The organism is Gluconobacter japonicus (assembly GCF_002723975.1).
Lineage (GTDB): Bacteria > Pseudomonadota > Alphaproteobacteria > Acetobacterales > Acetobacteraceae > Gluconobacter > Gluconobacter japonicus.
In genome coordinates this window covers 53,281-76,752 of sequence record NZ_BEWO01000004.1, presented here as the reverse complement: position 1 = coordinate 76,752, position 23,472 = coordinate 53,281, and the positions used below count along the sequence as shown (strand labels likewise).

25 protein-coding genes are annotated in these 23,472 nt (G+C 58.8%); 11 read left to right on the top strand and 14 right to left on the bottom strand.

Annotated features, from left to right (window positions below; genetic code table 11):
- Positions 1-2: 2 nt before the first annotated feature.
- The 8 genes from GJA01_RS03870 to GJA01_RS15510 form a co-directional block, all read right to left on the bottom strand.
- The gene (locus GJA01_RS03870; protein ID WP_062504642.1) at positions 3-2,321 is read right to left on the bottom strand and encodes an LPS-assembly protein LptD; all 2,319 of its coding nucleotides are present in this window, start codon (positions 2,319-2,321) and stop codon (positions 3-5) included.
- Positions 2,321-3,544: an LPS export ABC transporter permease LptG gene (gene lptG, locus GJA01_RS03865; protein WP_082785295.1), complete on the bottom strand. Its 1,224-nt coding sequence runs from the start codon at positions 3,542-3,544 to the stop codon at positions 2,321-2,323. Before lptG ends, GJA01_RS03870 begins: the two co-directional genes overlap by 1 nt.
- Positions 3,505-4,653, bottom strand: coding sequence for an LPS export ABC transporter permease LptF (gene lptF, locus GJA01_RS03860; protein ID WP_010501999.1), 1,149 nt, complete (start codon positions 4,651-4,653; stop codon positions 3,505-3,507). Before lptF ends, lptG begins: the two co-directional genes overlap by 40 nt.
- A gap of 52 nt (positions 4,654-4,705) precedes the next feature.
- On the bottom strand, positions 4,706-5,185 hold the full coding sequence (locus GJA01_RS03855) for a hypothetical protein (RefSeq protein WP_062504644.1): 480 nt from the start codon (positions 5,183-5,185) through the stop codon (positions 4,706-4,708).
- A 3-nt stretch (positions 5,186-5,188) separates the two neighbouring features.
- Positions 5,189-6,202 (bottom strand): L-threonylcarbamoyladenylate synthase, encoded by a 1,014-nt coding sequence (locus tag GJA01_RS03850; protein WP_062504646.1) that lies wholly within the window; start codon positions 6,200-6,202, stop codon positions 5,189-5,191.
- Positions 6,199-6,996, bottom strand: coding sequence for a 3'(2'),5'-bisphosphate nucleotidase CysQ family protein (locus tag GJA01_RS03845; RefSeq protein ID WP_062504647.1), 798 nt, complete (start codon positions 6,994-6,996; stop codon positions 6,199-6,201). The genes GJA01_RS03850 and GJA01_RS03845 overlap by 4 nt, the downstream gene beginning before the upstream one ends.
- A gap of 51 nt (positions 6,997-7,047) precedes the next feature.
- The gene (locus tag GJA01_RS15515; protein WP_253783350.1) at positions 7,048-7,350 is read right to left on the bottom strand and encodes a hypothetical protein; all 303 of its coding nucleotides are present in this window, start codon (positions 7,348-7,350) and stop codon (positions 7,048-7,050) included.
- A 135-nt stretch (positions 7,351-7,485) separates the two neighbouring features.
- Entirely contained in the window at positions 7,486-7,695 is a 210-nt protein-coding gene (locus tag GJA01_RS15510) for a hypothetical protein (protein WP_255312261.1), read from the bottom strand.
- Between the two features lie 94 nt (positions 7,696-7,789).
- Here GJA01_RS15510 and GJA01_RS03835 point away from each other — a divergent pair, with 94 nt between their 5' ends.
- The 10 genes from GJA01_RS03835 to GJA01_RS03790 all read left to right on the top strand — a co-directional run bounded on the left by GJA01_RS03835 (position 7,790) and on the right by GJA01_RS03790 (position 17,490).
- A complete protein-coding gene (locus GJA01_RS03835) occupies positions 7,790-9,271 on the top strand; it encodes a leucyl aminopeptidase (protein ID WP_062504648.1) in 1,482 nt (493 codons plus the stop codon).
- Positions 9,255-9,731, top strand: coding sequence for a DNA polymerase III subunit chi (locus GJA01_RS03830; protein WP_062504650.1), 477 nt, complete (start codon positions 9,255-9,257; stop codon positions 9,729-9,731). The genes GJA01_RS03835 and GJA01_RS03830 overlap by 17 nt, the downstream gene beginning before the upstream one ends.
- A gap of 66 nt (positions 9,732-9,797) precedes the next feature.
- Positions 9,798-10,643 carry an aldo/keto reductase gene (locus tag GJA01_RS03825; protein ID WP_062504652.1) on the top strand — a complete coding sequence of 282 codons (846 nt, stop codon included), beginning with the start codon at positions 9,798-9,800 and terminating at the stop codon, positions 10,641-10,643.
- Positions 10,644-10,749: 106 nt separating this feature from the next.
- Entirely contained in the window at positions 10,750-11,997 is a 1,248-nt protein-coding gene (locus GJA01_RS03820; protein WP_062504653.1) for a hypothetical protein, read from the top strand.
- Positions 11,994-12,854 (top strand): hypothetical protein, encoded by an 861-nt coding sequence (locus GJA01_RS03815; RefSeq protein WP_062504655.1) that lies wholly within the window; start codon positions 11,994-11,996, stop codon positions 12,852-12,854. Before GJA01_RS03820 ends, GJA01_RS03815 begins: the two co-directional genes overlap by 4 nt.
- Complete coding sequence (locus GJA01_RS03810; RefSeq protein WP_010501987.1) at positions 12,851-13,372, top strand: hypothetical protein; 522 nt, start codon at positions 12,851-12,853, stop codon at positions 13,370-13,372. Before GJA01_RS03815 ends, GJA01_RS03810 begins: the two co-directional genes overlap by 4 nt.
- Entirely contained in the window at positions 13,372-14,463 is a 1,092-nt protein-coding gene (locus GJA01_RS03805) for a hypothetical protein (RefSeq protein ID WP_062504657.1), read from the top strand. The genes GJA01_RS03810 and GJA01_RS03805 overlap by 1 nt, the downstream gene beginning before the upstream one ends.
- A complete protein-coding gene (locus GJA01_RS03800; protein ID WP_172794485.1) occupies positions 14,460-15,899 on the top strand; it encodes an NADH-quinone oxidoreductase subunit D-related protein in 1,440 nt (479 codons plus the stop codon). Before GJA01_RS03805 ends, GJA01_RS03800 begins: the two co-directional genes overlap by 4 nt.
- A complete protein-coding gene (locus GJA01_RS03795; protein ID WP_172794486.1) occupies positions 15,896-16,381 on the top strand; it encodes an NADH-quinone oxidoreductase subunit B family protein in 486 nt (161 codons plus the stop codon). Before GJA01_RS03800 ends, GJA01_RS03795 begins: the two co-directional genes overlap by 4 nt.
- Before the next feature lie 173 nt (positions 16,382-16,554).
- The gene (locus tag GJA01_RS03790; RefSeq protein ID WP_010501980.1) at positions 16,555-17,490 is read left to right on the top strand and encodes an ROK family protein; all 936 of its coding nucleotides are present in this window, start codon (positions 16,555-16,557) and stop codon (positions 17,488-17,490) included.
- Positions 17,491-17,567: 77 nt separating this feature from the next.
- On the opposite strand, the gene GJA01_RS03785 is transcribed toward GJA01_RS03790, so the two are convergent.
- From GJA01_RS03785 to GJA01_RS03775, 3 genes are all read right to left on the bottom strand, one after another.
- Positions 17,568-18,449, bottom strand: a complete 882-nt coding sequence (locus tag GJA01_RS03785; protein ID WP_062504659.1) for a CDP-alcohol phosphatidyltransferase family protein — start codon at positions 18,447-18,449, stop codon at positions 17,568-17,570.
- A gap of 14 nt (positions 18,450-18,463) precedes the next feature.
- A complete protein-coding gene (locus tag GJA01_RS03780) occupies positions 18,464-19,141 on the bottom strand; it encodes a phosphatidylserine decarboxylase (protein ID WP_062504662.1) in 678 nt (225 codons plus the stop codon).
- Between the two features lie 61 nt (positions 19,142-19,202).
- Positions 19,203-19,919: a methyltransferase gene (locus GJA01_RS03775; RefSeq protein WP_253783354.1), complete on the bottom strand. Its 717-nt coding sequence runs from the start codon at positions 19,917-19,919 to the stop codon at positions 19,203-19,205.
- 41 nt (positions 19,920-19,960) lie between these two features.
- On the opposite strand from GJA01_RS03775, the gene gloB reads away from it, so the two are divergent.
- Complete coding sequence (gene gloB, locus GJA01_RS03770) at positions 19,961-20,677, top strand: hydroxyacylglutathione hydrolase (RefSeq protein ID WP_062504665.1); 717 nt, start codon at positions 19,961-19,963, stop codon at positions 20,675-20,677.
- Positions 20,678-20,730: 53 nt separating this feature from the next.
- Here the strand turns inward: gloB and GJA01_RS03765 are convergent, their stop codons facing one another.
- Genes GJA01_RS03765 through GJA01_RS03755 form a run of 3 tightly spaced genes read right to left on the bottom strand, consistent with a single transcriptional unit; the run spans position 20,731 to position 23,362 of the window.
- Positions 20,731-20,886, bottom strand: a complete 156-nt coding sequence (locus GJA01_RS03765) for a hypothetical protein (RefSeq protein ID WP_007282826.1) — start codon at positions 20,884-20,886, stop codon at positions 20,731-20,733.
- 19 nt (positions 20,887-20,905) lie between these two features.
- The gene (cydB, locus tag GJA01_RS03760; RefSeq protein WP_061932483.1) at positions 20,906-21,931 is read right to left on the bottom strand and encodes a cytochrome d ubiquinol oxidase subunit II; all 1,026 of its coding nucleotides are present in this window, start codon (positions 21,929-21,931) and stop codon (positions 20,906-20,908) included.
- A gap of 6 nt (positions 21,932-21,937) precedes the next feature.
- Positions 21,938-23,362 carry a cytochrome ubiquinol oxidase subunit I gene (locus GJA01_RS03755; protein ID WP_062504667.1) on the bottom strand — a complete coding sequence of 475 codons (1,425 nt, stop codon included), beginning with the start codon at positions 23,360-23,362 and terminating at the stop codon, positions 21,938-21,940.
- Positions 23,363-23,472 lie beyond the last annotated feature (110 nt).

The following is a 23,472-nucleotide window of genomic DNA, read 5'->3' as shown; positions in this document are numbered from 1 at the left end:
GCTCAGCCGTTGATTCCGAAGGTGCCGATCGTTTTGAACGTGAAGTTGAACATCACTGTGGTGTTCCGCTGCTCGCCGCCGATCCGTGTGTACTGTTTGATATACATGATATCCAGCCCGAAGCAGTCGTTGGAATAGCCAACATCCCCGCCATTTGCGACGAACTGTTTCCGGGAGAGACTGCGACGGAAGAAACCGGACGCATGATACTGACGCCAGTGCGTAGATACGCCGCCCGTAATTTCGTTCGTTTTTACGGTGTAAGGCGTGTTGACGCCATTCGTGCGGTAGTTCGTTGCATAGTAATAGTATGGGGTCACCGGAGCATAGATATAGCCCGCGGTGAACCGCAGGGCAGGGATGCCTGTACTCATCAGACCTTCGCCATAATCAAGCTGACGGGTCCAAGGATTGTAGCGCCCTCGTGCGGTGACATCGACATACTGGTTTGGAGAAATTCGCAGTCGACCGACCGGGTCAGACAGATGATGGTCTAGGCCAGAATAGGGGATACGGTTGTGGGTGACATGCTCCTGAAAGCTTTCGCCTACGAGCATATCGATCGTATGTCCGTTCCACACCCAGTTCTGGTGCACGCCAACATTGGCACGTAAGCCACCATCAAGACGGTCCGTGCCATTATAGCGGTTGAGTGAGAAGAGGGTCGTATCCGTGAATTCGTAGGTCAGGCTGTCTTCGTTCGGCATGTAGCTGTTGGAAGAGTTGCCTGTGTTGGGGGCTGCAATCGCCTGTACGATGGGCTCGAAGATCTGTGAACCACGCCCATGCGCGAAAGAACGCAGGAATGGCCAGTTCATCTTAACAGCAATTGTTGGCAGGACCTGCCCTGTAAACTTCGTGCCCTGGGCTGTGTAGTACAGGGGCTGCTGGTAGGACCGGGTGGCACGATAGATATTCGAATCCAAGCGTGCCGTGACCAGAAACTGTTGACCCCAACTGTTATGGAATGGACGGTCCCATTGCATCTGAAGCTGACCGCGTTGATCGGAGACGCCGTTCACACGATAAACGTCAAAATCTGTGGTGTTCAGGCTGAACCGACCACCGAGTGCGTCCGGTTGTCCCTGAAAAGCATAAGTAAATCGGGGAAGAACCCAGGGAAGATCCGAGTTCTGAATGACGCCCTGGTTCAGACCCTGATAAGCCTGCGCATCGACGCGCGCGTAAGACCCGATGCCATATCCTTCAAGGAAGATATTCGAGTTCAGCATTTCCGAGCCGTAGCCCGGAACGCGATAATCACGCATGTAGTTGGCGGATGTTGCGAGGTTGATGTTCGCACCTACCAGCCAGTTCTTGCTGAGGGAGGCCTCCCCCCGGCCAAAAATATATCCTTGAAGGCCGTATTCGCCTGAGGAGTTGACGTTGTTGCCAAAGGTATTGGTGTAACGGCTTTCCCGGTTGGTGTCGTAGGCGCCACCGGCTGTAATATCCAGCGTGCCGAAGTTGAAGCGGTTTCGATATTCGGCTGTAACTTCCGGCCCGGTTTTTGAGGAGACGAGCCCACGGACTGTCAGATCCTGATGCTCGTCGATCGCCCAGAAATAGGGGAGCGTAAAATAGGTGCCGAGATATCTGTCATGCGGGCTGATGCCAGCCATCAGAAAGCCGCTCTGGCGCTTTACGGACGGGTCACTCATGGAGAAGAACGGGAAGTAGAAGACGGGCAGCCCCAGCATTTTCAGCCAGGCATGATCAAATTCTATCCGCTTGTGCTGAGTGTCCTGTGTCGCGCCATAGGCCTGGAATTGCCAGAAAGGTGGTGCGTCCGGGCGTTTGGCGCAGATTTCACAGGCCGTATAGACGGCGTGTGACAGATCGTTGATGAGGCCGTTCGTGCGACGCATTCCGTTTCCGGCCAGCTTCGCATTGTCCTGCATTCTCATGTAGATGGATGTGCCAATTCCATCATGCATGCCATGGCTGAATTCCATATAGGTGGCATAGGTGGTGCTGCCATCCGGCTCCATGATGGCAACATGACCGGTTGCTGCCAGAACGCCTGTATTGCGATCATAGGTAATCTTGTCGGCACGAAGCGCATGATCGCCCTGCCAGATCCGGACGTTGCCTTCCCACGTGACAAGGCCATTTTTGGCATAGCTTTCGCTATCGGTAAGGTAGGTCAGGGGATCGCGTTCAGACGTAGGTTTCCCAATAACGATGATATGCGTGTTGTCGCGCTGCATCGTATTGGCAAACATGTCCTGCGGCGCCACGAGCGCTGTTCCCGTCAGGGCGGCGCTTGCAAGGGAAACGTACCTGCGAGCGCGTTTAGGGAGCCACCGGGGCACCGACATCAACCATCCTCCATGTGCAGCAGAAGCGCGACCGCAAGACAAAGCCCTGCGCCCGTAGGTGCCCATGCTGCAAGAACCGGCGGCAATGCACCGGATTCACCAAACTGTTCAGCCACTTTCGAGATGGTAAAAAGTGCAAAACCTGCAGCAATTCCCGATCCCAGCATCCGGGCTACCCCGCCGCGCCGTGTGGGGCGCATCGAAAACCCTGCGGATACCAATGCCATTGTACCAGCAAGGATGGGAAGAGCCAGAAGCGATTGGAAATGTAACCTGTGACGGATCGACGGGAAACCGGAGTGTTCCAGCAGGTGGATGAATCCCGGCAAAGTAAAGACAGAGAGCGTATCAGGAGAGGCAAAACTCTCTTGAATGCGGCTGACCGTCAGATCCGACGGGAGCGTCAGGGCACCAATTTTCTGAGGAAGATGATCGGGCTTCAGAACGGCCGAATCATTGAGGTGCCATTCCTGATTGGCCAGAATACCCAGCGGTGATTCAACGCGCACAATCAGACGGTCACGGTCATCCAGGCGGAAAATTGTAACGCCTGAAACTTCCAGAGTGCTTTTGTTCAGACGCACATTCTGGGCATGGAGAATGGCAACGCCGTATGGAACGAGCCCTTCATCGGCCTGCCGAAGCCATAATTCGCCGCCCTGCATCGTGAGGGGACCGCCGCCCGTTCGCAGGTAAGACTGATCCAGGAATTCTGCCTGCCGGTACATGGTGGACGACAGGGCGGAAATTCCCGTGGTTGTGAAAAGTCCGATCATCAGCGCGCAGGCCAGCGGACTGGCGAGGAACTGCCATGCGGAGATGCCGGCGGCACGGGCCACGATCAGTTCCGAAGACCGCGTCAGGCGCGAAAAGCAGACAATTCCGCCCAGTAGGATGCCAAAGGGCAGCACGTAGATAATGTAGTACGGGATGTGCAGCCCTGCGATTTCCAGAATGAGGCTGGTTGGGACGTCGGGGCGCGTTGCTGCACGGCGAAGCAGGTCGATGAAGTCGAACAGGGAGACGAGCCCGGTCAGGGCCAGCACCATGGCGAGCGTGTTCAGTGTAAAATGACGGGCAATATAGATTGCCAGCGTCGTGGAGAAACCGACCTCGGTTTCCTGAGGACGCAACGTATGGAGCAGCGTGGAGAACCAGCCGCGCCGACTGTAGAACATGCGCTTCATGAAGACTGCTTCGCCTGCTGGGATGTGCCAGTCCATTGTTCGGCAAATAGCAGCGCCGCGCAGATGAAGCTGGGAAGAAGGGCAGCCGCCCAGATGAGCGGAACAAGTGCGAGATTTCGGCCTGCAAGGTTCTGAAGCATCAGGGTGAGAGCCTGAAGGCCCACAACCGTCAGAATGGCTGTCAGGGGCCTGGTGATGTTGCCATGACGGGAAAACGCCCCACGCAGAACAGCCACAAGACCGATCATGGCGAAGGACAGGACGGTCAGGGGGGCTGTCAGACGGTGCCACCCCTCCACGGCGAACTTTCCACGATCCCGTTCCGAGACTTCGGCGGGATTGGGGTGGAAAAGTTCGTGGAGGGACATTTCCGCTGCATCCCGTTCCTCGTGATTGTTCTGATGGGATGAGGTGAGGTCAACGGTGTTTCGGCCGAAGGTCAGAACGTTCAGGCGGCCGGTATGGTGGTCAATTTCCTCGCGGGAGCCGTTATAAAGCACGACTCTGGGTTTATCGTTGACTGTGACGATGGTGCCTCGCTCGGCCAGAATGGTGGTATGGGCGTCCGGGTCACGGTCATCTTCCACCAGAACGCCGTGGAGGAGCCCGTTGGCATCCCGTGAGCGCACATAAACTGTCATGTCCCCCGAAACCTTTGTGAATACACCTTCCTGTAACAGGAAGGCGGCCATCTGATTGCGGATCTGGAATTCGTACCGGTGGAAGGCGTGGTACGATACGGGGGCCAGCCAGAGCGTCAGAACATAGCAGAGTGCGACGGATGTGACGCCACAGATCAGGCCCGGGCGCGCCAGTTCAAGTGGCGAAAGACCGGCTGCGCGCATGACAGTCAGTTCGCGGTCTCCGGACATGCGCTGATAGGTGAAGAGCACCACAAGAAAAGTGGTAATCGGTAGGATTACGGCCACGAAAGACGGCAACATTAGCGACGTCAACTGCAGGAAGACGCGCAGGGACAGTCCATGCTGAACAATCATCGAGACGAAATGCAGTGACTGCGTCAGCCAGATAAGCGCCACGGCACCGCCGGTCAGGGCGAGCAGAGCGATCAGAAGCTGTCGAAGGACATAACGATCGAGAAGGGGCAGCAGGTGTCGCACTGAAGTGCCGGGGGAAGAGGCCATGGCCCTTCGTGTATCCTTAGCCTGTGACGGGAGAAAGGCGAAAAAGCGGTATTTAGCGCAAGTAGATCGATCGATCGATCGGGGGAGGGTCTGTCAGGCTGTGATAAAGCTGGGTGGCAGCGACACCCAGCAATAACCCTGCACTCACCCCGAAGGCAATTGCTATGTAACGCCATGGTTGTTGTGCCTTGTTGGTCACCACTTCTGCCTGAAGGCTGTAAGCATCCCTCTGTGTGCGGCTCAGGTCGGCCTGAACAGTGCGGACTTTGATCTGCTGTGTCCTCAGTTCGCCTTCAAGGCGCGCAATGGTCTGCCGAAGTTGGGCTTCACGGGCGCTTGCCCCGGTGCGCATTGGGTCTGTCGCCAGACTGATGAAGAGGTTTTTGAGGGCGCCACCTGTCAGAGCGTTGCGTTGCGCGCGTGTTCGCAGGGCATCCAGTGCGTTCTGGGCGGAGCCGGACGACTCTTCCAGCACGAGTGCCAGAATGTCGGACAGCACCTTGATGTCTTTTGGGTCGAATGCCTCGCCCATATATCAGCCGAGAGAGGTGGAAGACGGTCGAGGCTCGGCGGCACGACGTAGCCGATCCCGGATGGCCAGACCGAGTCCGTGTCGTGGAATGGGCTGGGCCGCGATCCGTGTCAGCCCTCGTTTTGTTCCTTCTGCATCGAGAAAGCGCAGTCCTGCGAAAAGTCGGGCTGCTGCTTCTTCCAGATCTCCTGTCTCACTCAGGTTCCACGTCAGGCCTGCTCCCGGCAAGGCCGGCCCGAAAGCGAGCAGGGCTTCGTTCGGCTCGACCTCATAGGCATCCAGCCGAACGGGTAAGGACGGGGCATAATGGGAGGCCAGACGTCCGGGAGAGGCGGGGAGCGCTTCTGTAAAGTCATCAGGATGATGAATGCTACCGCACAGGGCTCTTAGTTCTTCCAGTGTGACTCCGCCTGGACGGAGCAGAACAGGCGTTTCCCGTGTGAGATCCAGAACGGTGCTTTCGACGCCGACCGAGCAGGGGCCGGAATCAAGAATGGCGTCAATCCGGCCATCAAGGGAGCGCAGGACATGCGAGGCCTCTGACGGGCTGACGGTGCCTGAGATGTTGGCCGATGGGGCTGCAATCGGGGCGCCGACTTCGCGCAGCAGCGCCAGAGCCGTCTTGCCGCGAGGAACGCGCAGGGCCAGCGTGTCCAGCCCGGCGGCAGCGAGGTCCGAAACCGTGGAGTTTGGAGACCGGGGAAGCACCATTGTGAGCGGGCCGGGCCAGAATTTTTCTGCCAGCGCATGGGCGATGTCTTTTGTCCGGCCCTGCAATTCGGCTTGGGCAAAGGCGCTTTCCGCATCGGCCAGGTGGCTGATGAGCGGATTGAAACGGGGCCGCCCCTTTGCCGCAAAAATACGGGCGACAGCGGTATTCGATGAGGCAAGAGCGCCAAGGCCATAAACGGTTTCGGTTCCGAAAGCGACGAGCTTGCCCGCTTTCAGGAGTTCAGCAGCGCGGCGGATGCCTTCAGGGTTGGCGGCCAGACGTTCGGTATGAAGGGTCTCGCTCACGAAGCGCCTCCCGTGCAGTAAAAAGATGAGTTCAGACGGCCGGGCTTGCCGTAACGAAGGGGCTGACCGTGTTCATCCAGAAGGCTTCCGCCAGCGGCTTCCAGAATGGCCTGTGGAGCGGCGGTATCCCATTCCATGGTGGGTCCGAAGCGGGGATAGAAATCCGCAGCACCTTCCGCAACGCGCATGAACTTCACGGATGAGGCCAGCTTGTCGATGGACGCGACTTTTCGGCCTGCAAGCCAGCGTTCCAGCAGTTCTGTGTTGCCATGATGACTGGACGCCAGAACGCGCAGGCCGTCTTTGGTCGGGACAGCTGTATGGATGGGGGTACTGACTGTCCCGTCAAAACGATGGGCACCAAGGCCCTGTCCGCCGCTGTAGATCAGTCCATAGCCGGGAAGAGCAACGACGCCGAGAACGGGTTTGTCGCCTCGCACGAGACCAATATTCACGGTGAAGTCTCGCCCGCCGGATGAGAAGCCGCGTGTGCCATCAAGAGGGTCGACCAGCCAGTAGGCTTTTCCAGCGTCAACTTCGATCCCAGCGGACATTTCCTCTTCACCGATGGCCGCAAGAGACGGACAGGCGGCTCGCAGGCCGCGCAGGATGTGCTCCTCCGAAGCGCGGTCAGCTTCCGTGACGACGGAAGCGTCTTTTTTGACTTCCGTGCGAAAGCCGCGGGCGCGGATCTCGTTGATGATGTCGGCGGCTTCCGAGGCAAGGCGGAAGGCTAGTGACAGCAGGGCGCGGTCATCATCAGGGGAGACCGTTTGAAGAGGAGCTGAGGTCATGCCTGCAAGGCTACTTCATGAAAGACGTTTCGTCATGTGTTGATGCGTCGTCTAATGCAGGCAGCCGTCTGCGGACGGTGCAGGGCCAGCGTCTGCCGAAAGAGGTAGGCCCGTGGCGGCCTTCAAAGCTGTATCGGAACTGCAGAATGTTCCCGGAACAGGAATTTTTTTGACAAAGTGAAAGTAGGAAGGCGTCCAGCCGGGTGTCCCGTCCGATGTCGTCAGGTTGTAGACGTAGATGACTGTCGGGCCTGCGAATGGAACCGGGTGCTCTCCGGGATCACGGATGGCTTCGAAGAGCAGGACTGACGGTTTTCCATTCAGTAACCCCTTGGCGAACTGAATGGTCGTCAAGGCATCTTCGCCCGTATGAGGCGCATCGCTTACATGGTCCTGTAACGACGCGTCGGAACTTTCGGGTCTGGCCTCAACGCCAATGATGCTTGTTTTCCCTTCGACAGTGTTGGTCAGAAGATACAGGTGGTAGCCTCATGCATTTCCATTGTCGCGCCATGTCTGGAACACGGAAAATGGTCCGTCTGGTCCCTTGAAACTGTTCAAGCCGTCATGCAGCGGCAAGGGGGTCAGTTGCTCCAGTTTCGGGGAGGCAGTCTGCACGCTACTGGCCAGGGCCGGTGCGCAAACCGTGAAAGCGCTTATCAGGAAAAGTGGGAGCGAATGGGCGGTGACGTAACGCATCCGGTGGAACATTGTTCTGGACCCTCTTGTGTGGAGGCACGCTGTTCCCGATAACGAAGGAACTGAAATGGTTCTGCCATGCAAAAGGTGTTTTATGCTCGATATTTCTTTCGGTTCGTTCCCTGCGCTGAATGACAGCGCGCCACAGGCTGTCGCGTTGATCTGTCATGGTAAAGGAACGTCTGATGACGCGACGTTCAAGGCGATTGATGAGGCGACAGCTGGCGCACTGGGGCGTGCTGTTTCGTTCAAGGGCTTCAAGGGTGATGCGGGGCAAACGCTTGTTCTGACAGCTCCTTCTGCCTCCCTGTCTCAGGTTGTGCTTGTTGGATGTGCGGCCAAGGATGGTTCGGCTGTGACGTCTGTTGCCGTTGAAAATGCTGGCGGTACGGCAGCCAAGGCTCTGGATGGTGTGGAAAATGCCGTTCTGGCTCTGACTGCGGATGTTGCCGGGTTTGCCGCAGAAGCTGCTTCGGGGGCACGTCTCTCCCGCTATGATTTTGATCTTTATCGCACGAAGAAATCTTCTGACCGTGCGTCCCTGAAAGCCTTGACGGTGGCAACGTCCGATGTGGCTGCTGCAGAAAGCCGCTGGGTGGCTCTGGATGCCGTGTCCCGTGGCGTGTTCCTGACGCGTGATCTGATCAGCGAGCCAGCCAATATTCTTTATCCCGAGACGTTCACCGCGCGTATCGAGGCGCTGCGTGAGATCGGTCTTGAGGTTGAAGTGCTTGATCAGGCAGCGATGCAGGAACTCGGGTTTGGTGCGTTGCTCGGTGTGGCGCAGGGCAGCGCCAATGCACCCCGCACGGTCATTGTTCGCCATAACGGCGGTGGGGACGAAGCGCCGCTGGCATTCATCGGCAAGGGTGTGACATTCGACAGCGGTGGTATTTCCATCAAACCAGCCGCTGGTATGGACGAAATGAAGACCGATATGGGCGGTGCGGCGACCGTTATCGGCCTGATGAGCGCGCTGGCCCGTCGTAAGGCACCGGTCAATGTTATTGGTGTTGTCGGGCTGGTCGAGAATATGGTGTCCGGTCGGGCGCAGCGTCCGGGCGATATTGTAAAGAGCTATAGTGGCCAGACCATTGAAGTTCTGAACACCGACGCTGAGGGCCGTCTGGTTCTGGCGGACGTGCTGGCCTACACGAAAGACCGTTTCAAGCCGAAGTTGATGGTGGATCTGGCCACGCTGACCGGTGCGATCGTGGTGAGCCTTGGCACGGAAAATGCGGGCCTGTTCAGCAATGATGATGCGCTTGCGTCTAGTCTGTTCGAGGCCGGAAAGCAGGTTGGCGAAGGTCTGTGGCGGATGCCGATGGGCGAGGCCTACAACCGTCAGATCGACTCTGATATTGCCGACATGAAGAACATCGGCGGCCGTCCGGGCAGTGCCATTCTGGCGGCAGAGTTCCTGAAGCGTTTCGTGGGTGATGCCACATGGGCGCATCTGGATATCGCGGGCACAACCTGGAAGACGATGGCGTCCCCGATCGCTCCGAAGGGTGCCACGGGTTTTGGTGTGCGTCTTCTGAACCAGTTCGTGCAGTCCCATGAGGCTCGTGCCTGAGAACGGGGGCCTGAGGGTGGATGTCGGATTTTACCATCTGACGCGGACGCCTCTTGAAGAGGCGTTGCCTGCGCTGTTGGGCAAGACGCTGGATATCGGGGAGCGGGCGCTTGTCCGCTGCCCTGATGCCACGTCTGTCACTGCGCTGGATACGGCACTTTGGGCGTCGCGTGATCCGGTCTGGTTGCCTCATGGAACGGCGAAGATGGGGCATGCTGCCCGGCAGCCGATCTGGCTGACTGAGGGGAATGACGTGCCGAATGGTGCGAAATTTCTGTTCCGTGTTAATGGAGCGGGAGACAACGATTTTTCCCCCTTCACAAGAATTTTTGATCTGTTTGACGGTCGTGATCCAGCGAGTGTCCAGCGGGCGCGTCAGCGTTGGGTCGCTTTGAAGGCTGTGGGTCATACGCTCGTGTACTGGCAGCAGCAGGAGCGGGGCTGGAAGAAATCCGGCTGACCTTTTGGCGGAACATCTCCCGCGCTCATGTCGTTGTGTGACTGAGTTCTTCCCGGGAGACGCCTTATGAAAACCGTTACGCTCCGCAACGGCGCCACCGTTCCAGCCCTTGGAATGGGGACATGGAATGTCGGAGACAGTGCAGATCGTCGCTCTTCGGAAATCGAAAGCCTGCGCAAAGGGCTGGAAGCCGGTCTGCGCGTGATTGATACCGCGGAAATGTATGGCAATGGCCGGTCTGAAAAGCTGGTCGGCGAGGCCATCGCGGATGTACGTGATGACGTCTATCTCGTCAGCAAGGTTCTGCCGTCCAATGCATCATATGACGGCGTGCGCCGGGCCTGTCGCCGCTCACTGGAGCGGCTAGAGACGGATTGGCTGGACATGTATCTGCTCCACTGGCGGGGAGGTACGCCGCTGGAAGAGACCATCCGGGCGTTTGAAGACCTTCAGGCTGACGGACTGATCCGGGGCTGGGGTGTTTCAAATTTCGATGTCGATGACATGGAAGAAATTGAAGACCTTTCAGGCTCCTGTCAGATCAACCAGATCCTCTACAGCTTGGAACATCGTGGCACTGAGTTTGATCTGCTGGATCATGATCTGAAGGCAGGCGTGGTCACGATGGCGTATTCGCCATTGGGGCAGGGTGGGGAATTGCTTCAGCATCCCGCACTCAAGGAGATTGCCGGACGACACGAGACCTCTGTCGGGCCCGCTGATCCGGCGCAGATTGCCTTGGCCTGGGTGATGCGGCGGGAGAATGTCATGGCTATTCCGAAGGCTGGATCTGCGAAGCATCTGCTTTCGAATGTTGCCAGTCTGGAGATTGTTCTGACGGAAGATGATCTGAAAGTTCTGGATCGTGCTTTTCCTCCGCCGCAACGCAAGGTATCTCTCGCCATGATCTGACGGGCATGATCTGATACGGCCCGTTTCCACTGCCGAAGCGGACCGTACCCTGTTCAATTTTTCGACCCTGTTTCATACCGATCCGGTCTCTCTGTGCCTCGCAGTATTGACTGTTCCTGCCGTTCTGAAAGCGGATCGGGACAGTGTGGCCGGGCGTGGCCGGATTGCGCTTCCGGCGGCGCTTGTTGCGATCCTTGCAACGTCAGGGCCGGCCATTGCCGTGGCTCTTGGCGTCTGGATAACGCAGGAACGTAGGGCCTGTCCGCTCTGGTGGGCGTTGCCAGCGCTGCTGTGTTCCGTTCTGCTTCCTGACAGTACCGTGGCCCTTCTGGCACTTTTCCCGGTGCTTTACTGGCCTGCGCTCAGTTCACGCGATGGGGCGCTGTTTCCGGCTCTCTCTGCCATTCTTGCCGTTTCGGTTCTCTGGCACGCTGGGGCCATCAATCCGATTGTCTGCATGGCAGGCCTCGGCGCGATGACGCTTCTTGTTTTGGGGCGTTGTGCGTTGTGGGGGGAAAGGCCTGGAGACCTTGGGCTGCTCCGTCCAGCCATTCTGGCAACGCTCATGATTGCCGCGCAGGATGAAGGATTGACGACGGGCGCCCGCATTGTCCTTGAAGCTCTGTTGCTGGATCTGACCCTTCTGGTTCTGTACGTTCCGGTGCTTCGTCTTCTTCCAGTGCTGGCTATTCTCAGGCTGCCTTTTCCGCCGTTGCCGGGATTTATCGTGCTGTGGCTTGGGATTCATGCCGCTCTTGGATTGGCTGCCGGTGTGCAGGGCTGGAGCGTGATCGGGGTGTTTGTTGCACTTCTGATCGGTCTGATTTCGTTGGTGGATGTTCTGACGGTTGGGCGTAGACCAGATTCTGGCGCGTTGCCTGTCGGCCCTGCCGGGGCGGTCGGTATCATTGCTCTGGCAACCATGCTGCTGCCTCTGATCGTGTTTGGCGTCTTCAGCCCGGTTCTTCATCATGTGGGGGGCGAATGGGTTTGGCCCTTCTGGTCTTTGGGGGGCGGAGACGGCGCGCATCTCAGGTTGCCAGCCATTGTCCTTCTTCTCGTCGCCATCTGGCTGTGGCTGGTCAAATCATGGCGGGTGGAGCGTGGGTTGGAAAAAGCCTTTGCAGGTCTGTTTTCCGGTCGGCTTCAGACTACGCAGGACGAAACTGGTCTGTTTGAAGAGCCAGCCGCTCTGCCGTGGGTTGTTCGTCGTCTGATTGTAGGTGGGCGGGGACGTTTCCGCGCCATGATGGCTCTGAAAGTCGGAAAAATGCCCGAGACACGGCGGATGGCTGTTGGACTGTGGCTTGTGCTGCTGGCTCTGGTGCTGGCCATTCTGGGGCTGACATCATGATGACGGCTGTCTTCCTTACTGTCGCCCAGACGCTTTTTCAGTGTGTCCTCCTGCTCCTGTTGACGTCGCTGATGGCTTGGATGCTGGAAGAACTACCGCGCTTGATCAACGGTGAAGCTGTGTCCGGGCCTGCTCGTCAGGTGCACAATGCCGGGCTTTTCTGGCGCACTGTATTTCGCCAGCCTTTGGCGCCCGGGTTGGCTCTCGTTCTCGCCGTGTCTTTGCTGAGCCTTGCGGTTCTGCCTGCTGTCACAACGGGAGGCGCCTTGATTTCGTTGGCGAACCCACTGCTTGTCGGCATTCTGCTTCTTGTTGGACGGCTGATGCTGGGACGTTCCTCCTTGCGGGATGAAGGACGGCGCGTTCTTCCTGCGGTGCTAGTCCTGTGTCTGACGGAAGCCCTGATTGCTCTGGCCGCTCCGGGGGCAGATGGTCTGGGAGGGCTTTGTGCCATGTTGCACATTGAGCCCGTACCGGGATTGGAGGGCGCGTTAGGGGCCTGTGCTCTGGCTTTGGCCATTTCATGTCCGCCGCTTCGTGACGACGATATGCTTTTACGTCTGGAAGGCATGAAGGACCGGGCGGCCCGAGATATGGCGCGACAGGTCGCTCAGGTTCTGAATTGTGCCTGGATTGTCCTGTTGGCTGATCTGGCGCTGCCCATATCCGTCGGATTGCGTGATGCAGGTCTTTCGGGATGGTTCGTGGGGCTGGCGGCCCTTCTGGCGCGTGTCTTACTTGTGGTGATGGTGCTTGTGGCATTGAGGCTGACAGCGCAGGAGCGCAGTGAACGGCTGACGGCACTGTTCGCAGGTGTAGCGCTTCTTCTGGCACTGGCTGGGAGGTTCGCGACATGATTGTCGGGTTTGGCGTTCTCCTTCTTCTGGCGCTGGCTGGCCTGGGCCGGGATGGACGGGGATTACCGCTGTACGGGTTGGTCTGTGCGTTTGCCGGGGCGACGGTCTGTGGCGGTCTTCTTGCGCTGCTGACGTCCGTTACGTTGGTCGGGCTGAATATTGGCGCCTGGATCTGGCTGCGACGTTTTGCACCTCACGCGCCGGATCGCGGCGCTGTATTGCCTGTCGTGGGGGCTCTTTTGCTGTTGCTAGCGCTGGGTCTCTCTGGAGCTAGTCTGGGACTTGCGCCTGTTCTTGGTGCCGGTGTTGTTCTGATCGGGCTTTGTGGCGCGGCGTTCGGGCCGTCTCTTGTGCAGTTTACGGGCCTTCTGGTGGCGGCTGACGGTCTGATCGTTATGGCGTGCATCCTGCAATCCTGGCCGTTGTTTGCCGCGGCTGTTGCGCTTTGGGGCGTTCTGGGTGCGCTGGGCGTGACGTTGCTGCCGCGTCTGGCCTGGCGCCGCGTGGAGGAAAACTGATGCATCCGCTTGCTCCGATCGGGACATTGTTTGCCGTCACGGTCTGGCCGCTTCTGGCGGCCTTTCTGCTCATGCTTACGCCCGCCAACCGTCAGGCCGCCAGCAGTCTGACATTCGCCATTGCCGGGGCGATCATGACGCCGATTGCGGTCTGGCTGATGCCAGGGGCAGATGCACTGGCGGCGGCATGTTCGTGTGCCGTGGCCGTTATGCCGCTGCTGCTACCCCCTGCAAGGGATAGAACTGGCCGTATACTGCCCTTTCTGGTGACAGGGTGCGCCCTGATGGCGCTGAATGTTCATTCGGCGTTCGCCGTGACGGTGCTGTGTGGGGCTGGGACTGTTCTGCTGGCGTGGCGGGAAGGACGCGGGGTGCAGAAGGCGGCGATCGTCTGGGACATGGCGCGGTCCCGTCTGGGAGGCGTCATTCTGGGCGTTCTGGGGGCGTCGCTGCTCTCCATGGAGCAGTCTCCGCTTGGGCCTGTTCTGCTGACGGTTGGTCTTTGCATGATGGCCGGTCTCGGGCCATCGCCCGTTCCGGAGCCTGAGGCTGCTCTATTGGATACGGGTTTGCGCTTTGCAGCAATCCTTCTGATGCTTCGGCTTGATCATCATGCGCTTGTTCATCTGCTGGTTCTGGTCGCGGGGTTCGGAACGCTCATCATGAAGATGGCCGTGCAGTCGAAAGGGCGAGGGCAGTTCCTGCCGGTTCTGGCGGCTCTCGGGGCGATTGCGGCAGCCGTCGGGGAAGGTAGCGCGATTGTGCTGCTGCTCATCACGTCACTGGGGCTGGCGGTCCTGGAACGGGAGGGAGATGCTGACCATTACCGATCTGTTGCCGATGGGATGGCGCCTTGGCCGGTCTTCTGCGCACTTCTGGCAATAGGCCGGTCTCTTGAACCGTTCCTTCTGGCTCTGATGATTGTGTGCCTGTTACCGGGATTGAGGCAAATTCGCTTTTCCACATTGATGCCGTCTGGTCTGGCATTGAAAGCCGAAATTGTGCCGGTGGTTGAGGCTGCCCTTCTCGCGATCGGGCTGTGCGGGCCTTTGCTGCTGACGTGGCATCCAACGCCGGGGTGGCAGCCATGAGCGACATGGGAAAGGTTATCCGAAGCGGGGAGCGTGTCGCGCTGTCTCATTATTCTCTGGATGCAGAGCAGTGGGAAGCCATGTTGGCTGCCCCGGGTGCGACATTGCCGCTTCTGTCCTGCTGGGCTGATGAACACCGTGTCTATGTTCTGCTGCTTAAAGGCGATTGCCCCCTGATGGCGAGCACGGCAGTAGAAGACCGTCGTTACCTTGCGCCGTCTTCCCGTTTCCCGGCGGCGGAATGGGGCGAGCGGGTGGCTTATGATCTCTGGGGTGTTGAGGCGATGGGGGCCTCCGGGGAGGGGCAGCCTGCATTGGATGAAGGAGTGTGGGAAGCTACGTGGCCACTCTCTTCCCGTCCCGGCCCGGGTGGTCAGGCGGCGCGTCCTGTTCCGGGGCGTACTGTTCTGCCTGCTGAAAAGTCGGGTCTGACGGGTCCGCTGGAGCTGTCCTTTGATGTCGTTCGGGGGCGAGTGCAAGCGGTGTCCGTCAATGCGGGGCTGGCGCATCGGGGTGTGCTGCACCGGATGATCGGCCTTACACCTGAGGAGGCTTTACCTTTGGTGTCGCGGATGACCGCCGGAGGATTTGTGGCGCATCCGGTCGCGTTCTGCCGGGCTGTGGCTCAGGCTCGCGGCTTGCAGCCCGGTCCAGGTGTTCGGGATTGCTGGATGATCCTGCTGGAAATCGAGCGGATGTCTGTTCACCTGTTTGATATGGCGCGAACGGCCAGAGCCGTGGATGCGGGGCTTTTGGCGACGCATTGCGAACATGCGCGTGAGGCGATTGCTTTCGCCTGTGCTGAACAGGGTGTGTCCCGCCGCCTGACGGATCTGGTGCGGTGTGATGGTTTTCGCGCAGGACTGGAAATCGTTCCGCTGGCACAGGCTGTTGTGAGTGCAATGCAGCCCCGCATGGCCCAACTCCGGGAACTGCAATCCGTTTTTGCGCCACGACTGAAGGGTCTTGCTGTTCTGACACCGACACAGGCGCGGGAATTTGCAGTAGGTGGACTGGTGGGGAGAGCCTCGGGGCGAAGTCTGGATGTGCGTCGTCGGGAAGCCGGGATGCGGCTGGATGCTTTGCGCTCGACAGGATCAAGTGAGGGTGATGGCGCGGCGAGAGATGCTTTGCGTCTGAACGAGATCCGCGACTCTCTGGCTTTGATTCAGCGTATTCTGGGCAGTATCGGCATGGATGATGACGAGCCCGCACCTGAGGCGACGCAGGAAGGTATTGGTGCTGCTGAAGGTGCCCGCGGCGATATCTGGTACTGGGTGAGGCTCAGGCACGGAAAGATCGAGGCCGTTCAGGCTCGTGATCCAGCGGTTTCGTTACTGTCTGTTCTCCCGGATATTTTGAAGGGAGAACTGCCGGAGGGTCTGCCTGCGGCTCTGAGGTCTCTGGCTCTGTCTCCCTCGGGAGTGGCGATGTGAGTGTGTTTCAGAAGACCGGACCGCTGAGTGTCCTTCATGCCTTTATGGATGCGTCCCGCTGGAGAGCCTCTGCGGACAAAGAGGCTTCCGTACACAATGACATGATCAGTCTGTATGTGCTGGAGACCGGTGGCTGCGAAGGCTGTGCCATGGAAGTGGAAAGTCTTTGTGGTTCTGCTTTTGCGCTGGATCGGTATGGGTTCAGGCGTGTGGCAGATCCGGCAGATGCAGACTGGCTGCTGGTGACGGGGGCTATGAGTCGGGCCTGCGTGCAAATGCTTGAGCGCGTCTGGAACGCCATGCCGCCGGGGAAAAGTCTGGTGGCTGTAGGCGCGTGTGCTGTCGATGGGGGTGTGTTCGGATCGGGTTATGCCACGATCGGGGGGCTCAGGGCTTTGACCCAGGTTCGCCGGTCTATTCCTGGTTGTCCGCCATCTCCGCAGGACATTCTTCTGGGTTTGCAGCGGCTGGCCGGGCGTTGAAACAGATCGGCTCCCGCACTCAGGTCTCCGGCTAAAAACAGAAATATTGATTTTTTGTGATGGGACAGCTTGCCCGCAGAGGCTTTCCCGTTCAAGCAGACGGGCGCATACAGTGCGTTAATCCGTTTCTGGTTCCCCGTTTCGGGGGCCGTTAAAACAGTACAGGGCATGAGATGGCTGACTATCGCCTTGGTATCGATCTTGGTGGAACGAAGATCGAGATTGCAGTTCTCAATCGCCAGGGCGATCTTGTCCTGCGTGAGCGAATTCCTAATCCGGGTGTCTATCCGGAAGCTATTCTTGCGATCCGTGACCTCGTAACGAGTGTGGACCATCGTCTGGGGGCTGTACCAAGCCACCGGGTCTCCGCCGGTCAGAGCACGTCCACGCTGGGCATTGGTATTCCGGGATCCATTTCTCCGGAAACGGGCCTGATCAAGAATGCCAATGCGACGTGGCTGAATGATCAGCCTTTCGGCATGGATCTGGAATCCGCTCTGGCCCGTCCGGTCCGCACCGAGAACGATGCGAACTGTTTCGCTCTTTCAGAAGCAGCAGATGGCGCGGCGAAGGGGGCTCAGACAGTATTCGGTATCATCGTCGGGACCGGCATGGGCGCAGGCATTGTGAATAATGGCCGCGTGATTGAAGGTCGCCATCACATTGCCGGTGAGTGGGGGCATCTTCCGCTTCCGTGGCCTTTGCCAGAAGACGGTGAACCACGCCCGTGCTTCTGTGGGAACAAGGGGTGCATGGAGCGCTACCTGTCCGGACCCGCTCTTGCTGCTGACTGGAAGGGCGAAGGAAACCGCAACACCGCTGGGATTGAAGAGGCTGCTGCGAACGGGGATCAGGCTGCGATTGCAGCGTTGAACCGTTACATGGAGCGTTTTGCCCGTGCGTGTTCGCTGGCGATCAACTTCCTTGATCCGGACGTTATTGTTCTAGGTGGTGGGATTTCGAACCTTGCGTCACTTTATGACCGCGTTCCGCCGCTGTTGAGCAAGCACGTTATTACGCCGGTTTGCACGACGCCGATCGTGAAGAACCTGCATGGTGACAGCTCTGGCGTTCGCGGCGCTGCATGGCTGTGGGATGTGACAGAGTAAAAACTTCTGGGAAGCCGGATTTTCCGGTTTGTCAGGCATTAAAAAAGCCGCCGGACATCCCGGCGGCTTTTTATGTTTCAGGCGGGCTCTTCGTCCACCGTTTCCGACATATCCTCGGCGGCTTTTCTCAGCCGGTGATAGGAACGGCGGGAAAACGGCAGAATGGCGACATAGAACAGACCTGCCGCAGCCAGTGCCCCCCAAGGATCAGCAACGAGAACAGCGGCATAGAGGCCGGTTCCCAGCATCAGGGGCAGTACATATCGGGCTGGAACCTTGAAGTTCTTGAAGGACCACACAGGAAGCGTGGACACAAGAAGAAGGGCCGTCAGGATAAGGCAGATGGCGGAAACGATCGGTTCACGTGCAAAAGCCGACAGTCCTTCGGCATGCATGCGGTCTGCTTCCAGCCCAAGAAAGACCGGGAACAGTACGATGCCTGCACCGGCAGGAGCGGGAACGCCCGTGAAGAAATTCGCGGAGTAGTCCGGCTTGTCGTCATCATCAAGGCTGGCATTGAAGCGTGCCAGACGCAGCGCCATGCAGACCGTGAACATGATGCACGGCACGAAAGCATAACGTCCGGCATCTTCCAGGCACCACATCAGCAGCACAAAAGAGGGGGCGACGCCAAAGCACACGAAATCCGACAGGCTGTCGAACTCTGCGCCGAACCGTGTGGTTCCGCGAAGGAGGCGCGCGATCCGGCCATCCAGTCCGTCGATGCAGGCTGCGATGAGAAGAGCGACCGCCGCATGGGCGAAACGATGCTCCAGTGCAAAGCGCATCCCGCTCAGCCCGGCGCAGAGGCCGAGCATGGTCAGGATGTTGGGAATCAGCCGGTTAAAGGACGGACCCCGCACGCGTGTGCGGGGAGTCCGTCCCATACGGCGGAGCCTGCGTCGGATGCGACGTCGGCGGGCAGGACGGGAGATATCCGCCGTTTCAGGAGTGGTCATGGAGGCGTTCTGGCTCAGAGCTTCGCCAGGACGGTTTCGCCCCCGATCATGGTCTGACCTTCGACGACAATCGGTTCAACACCTGGTGGCAGATACACGTCAGTACGGGAGCCGAACCGGATCAGACCGAAACGCTCGCCTGCTTCCAGATGGTCGCCTTCTTCAACGAAGCACAGGATACGACGGGCAATCAGGCCAGCAATCTGCACGACCCCGATATTGCGGCCGTCTGGAAGTGTCAGGCGGATTTCGTTGCGCTCGTTGTGTTCGGAAGCCTTGTCGAGGCTGGCGTTCAGGAACTTGCCTGCATGGTAGGCGATTTTCGTGACCTGACCGGCGGCTGGCATACGGTTGATGTGAACATCCAGCACGGACAGGAACGTCGAAACGCGCCAGACGGGTGTGCTGCCCATTTCCAGAGCGGGCGGTGGCGAAACCAGCGAAACGCCTGTCACGCGGCCATCGGCTGAGGCCAGAACCAGGTTCGCGCCCGGCGGGGGGGTGCGCTTCGGGTCGCGGAAGAAGTACAGGCAGAACGCGGAGAACGCGATGCCTGTCTTGCCGAGAAGGCGCGTGCAGCGCCATGGCGTCGCGCGACCGATGAGCCCGACGAGGGCGCCGGCGGCGAGGAAAGGAGTCGCGGCGCGATGCGGCGGCGACAGGACGAGCTTGAAGGACTGGATCAACGACATGGGACGCACTCTTACGGCACAGGGAGTTTGGGTCAAGAATTCGCCACAAAGAAGGCGTTTTTCAGGCAGGTTCCGCAACCTGTCTGGGAATGGCTACGCGGCTTTTTTCCTCCATGAGAGGCAGTCCTGCATAAATGTTTTTGCGGGCCAGCACGATATGGACGCCGGCGCAGGGAAACCGGGCTATTTTTCCAAGTCGTTCGGGGAGGGCTCCTGAAAGACCTGAAAGCAGGGCCGGTGGCGTCATGAGGGCGCCCGTATGCTGCTCGATGCGGAAAAGCCCCTGTTCAAGAAGTCGCGTGATCTGGCCTGTGCTGAAGGGCGTTCCATGCCCGAAAGGGGTTGCATTCGTATGGGCCCAGCATCCTGACCGGTTGGGGACAACGAGGATCAGGACGCCATCATCGGTCATGACTTTCCAGATGGACCGGAGGAAATCCGGTGCCGATCGGGTAAACTCCATGCCATGAATAACCATGATGGCTTCCATCGACAGATCATCGAAAGGCAGTCGTCCGCTATCAACCATGCAATCCTGAGCGATATGCGGGAAAGCATTCTGTGTCTGCGGATGCTGAAGGCGGGCTGAGACAGCGTAGGCTGCATGGGATGGGAGATAAGGGCCGGGATAACCGATGCCGAGAAGGCGGCGTGTTTGCAGATCCGGCACCAGTGCTTGCAACCTCTGGTTCAGAAGTGCCGCAGTGTGCGTGCCTGTCCGGCTTCCGTAGAAGGTCGCGGCATCTTCGGAACGGGTACGTGTCAGGCGCGTCAGCATGGTATGTATCTAATCAGCAAGCGAAGACCAAAGGAACCGTCATGTCACTCGATATTCAGTCTATCCCGGTTCTGTCAGACAATTATGTCTGGCTTCTGACGGCAGGGGATGGGGCGCGCGCTGTCGTGGACCCGGGAGAGGTCGGACCGGTCATGGATGCTCTGGGTGAGGGGCGACTGGATCTGATTTTGCTGACGCATCATCACGCGGATCATACGGGTGGTGTTGACGCTTTGCGGGACCGATACAGGGCGAAGGTCTTCGGTCCATCACAGAAGCCGGAATGGCTGCCTCGACTGGATCGTGGTCTAGAAGATGGAGACACGTTTTTCATTGGCGACGTGGCCGTAGAGGTTCTGCTGACGCCGGGCCATGCTGTGGGGCATCTGTCCTATGTTGTTCCGGAAGTGCCAGCGCTTTTCTGTGGAGATGTTCTTTTCAGCGCTGGCTGTGGGCGTCTACTGGAAGGAACGGCGGAAGAGCTGTTCCGGAGTCTGCATCGTTATGATGCTTTTCCAGAGGACACGCTGGTCTGCGCTGGGCACGAATACACGCGCTCCAACATTGCTTTCGCGCTGCATGTTGATCCGGACAATGCAGCGCTCAGGGTGCGGGCAGCCGAAGTCGAAACGCTTCTGGAAGCAGGACGCCCGACATTGCCGGTGTCTCTTGGTACCGAACGGGCGACAAATCCGTTTCTGAGAGCACCAGATGTGGCGCGCTTTGCGGAACTGAGACGTCAGAAAGATACGTTCTGACGGTAACAAAAAACCCCGCCTTTGTAAGGCGGGGTTTTTTGTTCCGGGGCAGGTCAGTGATGACCGCCGAAAATGATTTTCTTGAGGAGTTCGGCTCCCACGCCAACGACGAGAACGCCGCTGGCCCAGAAAAGAACGAACCACCCGACCCGTTTCATCCAGGCGACGGGGCCTGTTTTCTGATCGGGTTTTCCGTACTCGATTCTCATGGTCCGAACTCCCGGAAAATCAGTGGTAGTGATGCTCTGCTGTCACTTTTCCGCGGAACACGTAATAGGAATAGATCGTGTATCCGAGAATGACCGGCAGCAGGAACATGGCGCCAAACAGGACGAAAGCCTGACTGCTCGGCGGGGAAGAAGCCTGCCAGATGGTGATGGTCGGCGGTACGATGTACGGCCAGACATTGATCCCCAGTCCGGAGAAGCACAGGAAGAACAGACCGAGCGTCGAGATGAACGGCAGCAGGTGCGACTTGCGGTTACGCAGGCCCAGGAACAGTGCCCCGGCAACAGCTACGACAGCCACCGGAACCGGCAGAACCAGAGCAAGCTGCGGCCATTCGAGCCAGTGTTGCATGTAGGTCGTGTGAAGCTGCGGCGTCCAGACGGACACAGCCACGATCGTCAGCAACATCAGGCCTGCGAGCGTGTAGGAAACGCGACGCATTGTGTCTTGAAGTTCGCCCTCACAGCGCCAGATCAGCCATGTGGAGCCTAGAAGCGCATAGCCGATGGTCACGGCAGCACCACAGAACAGGGCAAACGGCGTGACCCAGTCGAGGGATGTGCCAACGAAGACGTTGTTCTGGACCGGGATGCCCTGAACGAGCGTGCCAAGGATGACACCCTGCATGAACGCCGCGACGATGGAGCCACCGCAGAACGATGCGTCCCAGAAAAGCTGTGACCGTGCGGACTTCATCTTGAAGCGGAACTCGAAAGAGACGCCGCGCAGGATGAGAGCCAGCAGCATGAACAGGATCGGCAGGTACAGCGCGGGAAGGATCGTGCCGTAAGCGACCGGGAAGACGCCGTAGAGTGCGGCGCCCCCAAAGATCATCCAGGTTTCGTTGCCGTCCCAGACAGGAGCGACCGTGTTGACCATGACGTTGCGGTGATCGTGATCGCGTTCCTTGAGGAACAGGACGCCGATGCCAAGGTCAAAGCCGTCAAGGATGACGTAGAGGAAGATGGCAGAGGCCGCGAGAACGGCCCAGACCACGGGAAGCCAGAAGGCGGCGGATTCGGTCATGATCGCTTACTCCGCCAGACCAGCATTGTGGGGATGGTGAGACACCTGCGTCGTACCGGCAGACATGTGCGGCTCGTGCTCGGACGGACCCTCTTCACCCGAATGAGGCTCCTGGGCAAAGCTGCGCAGCAGGATCGTGATACCGCCTGTGAAAACGATGAAGTACACGATCACGAAGGCGATCATGGACGTTGCCATGCTCGGCAGGGCGATTTCTGACACACTGTCAGATGTCTTGAGCAGACCGTAAACAGTGTATGGCTGACGACCCACTTCCGTCGTGATCCAGCCGCAGAGCAGAGCGATGAAGCCCGCCGGAGACATCCAGAGCGCCACGCGATGCAGCAGAGCGTTGTCGTACAGGCTGCCCTTCCAGCGCAGGAACAGGGACCACAGGCCCACCAGAACCATGAGCGAACCAAGCGCGATCATGATGCGGAAGGAGAAGAACAGCAGGGGCGAGTACGGGCGCAGATCCTTCGGATAGTCCTTCAGGCCCGGCACCTTGCCATCAAGGCTGTGCGTCAGGATCAGGGAGCCGAGGAGCGGGATCTGGACCTTGTAGTGCGTCGTCTCGTTTTCCATGTCCGGAATACCGAACAGGATTTCCGGCGCGCGACCTTCGGACTCCCAGTCACCTTCCATCGCGGCGATCTTGGCAGGCTGGTATTCCAGTGTGTTCAGACCCTGCGTGTCACCGGCCAGAAACTGAACCGGGGCAACGATCGCGGCCATCCACATAGCCATGGAGAACATCAGGCGGACCTGTTCGGACGCCTGACGGTCTTCACGACGTGCCTTCAGCAGATGCCAGCCAGCGACGCCAGCCACGATGAACGCGACGGACAGGAAGGCTGCCAGTCCCATATGCACGAGGCGGAACGGGAAGGACGGGTTGAAGATGATCTGCCACCAGTTGCCCGGCAGGAAACGCCCCGTAGCTTCATCAATGATGTAGCCCTGTGGCGTCTGCATCCAGGAGTTGGAGGCGAGAATCCACGTCATGGAAATCAGCGTGCCGATCGAGACCATGCAGGTTGCACCGAAATGCAGTCCTTTGCCCACGCGGTTCAGGCCAAACATCATGACGCCGAGGAACCCGGCTTCAAGGAAGAAGGCCGTCATCACTTCATAGGCCAGCATCGGGCCAAGAATGGGGCCAGCCTTCTGCGAGAACTGGGACCAGTTGGTGCCAAACTCGTAGGACATGACCAGACCGGAAACCACACCCATCGCGAAGACGACGGAGAAGATTTTCAACCAGTATTTGAAGAGGTCCAGGTAAGCGCTGCGTCCGGTCTTGAGCCAGAGGCCTTCAAGAACGGCAAGATAGGCAGCGAGCCCGATCGAGAATGCCGGGAACACGATGTGAAACCCGACTGTGAACGCGAACTGGAAGCGCGCAAGAAATAAAGCCGACAGGCCGAACATTGCGATGGTGCCTTCTGCTTGGACGGCGGATCGCAGAACCAGCCCGGAAGGAGCCGTCAGCTACGCTCGCGCCTTAGAAGTCAGGAAAAGAGCGAAGATCATGCGCACCG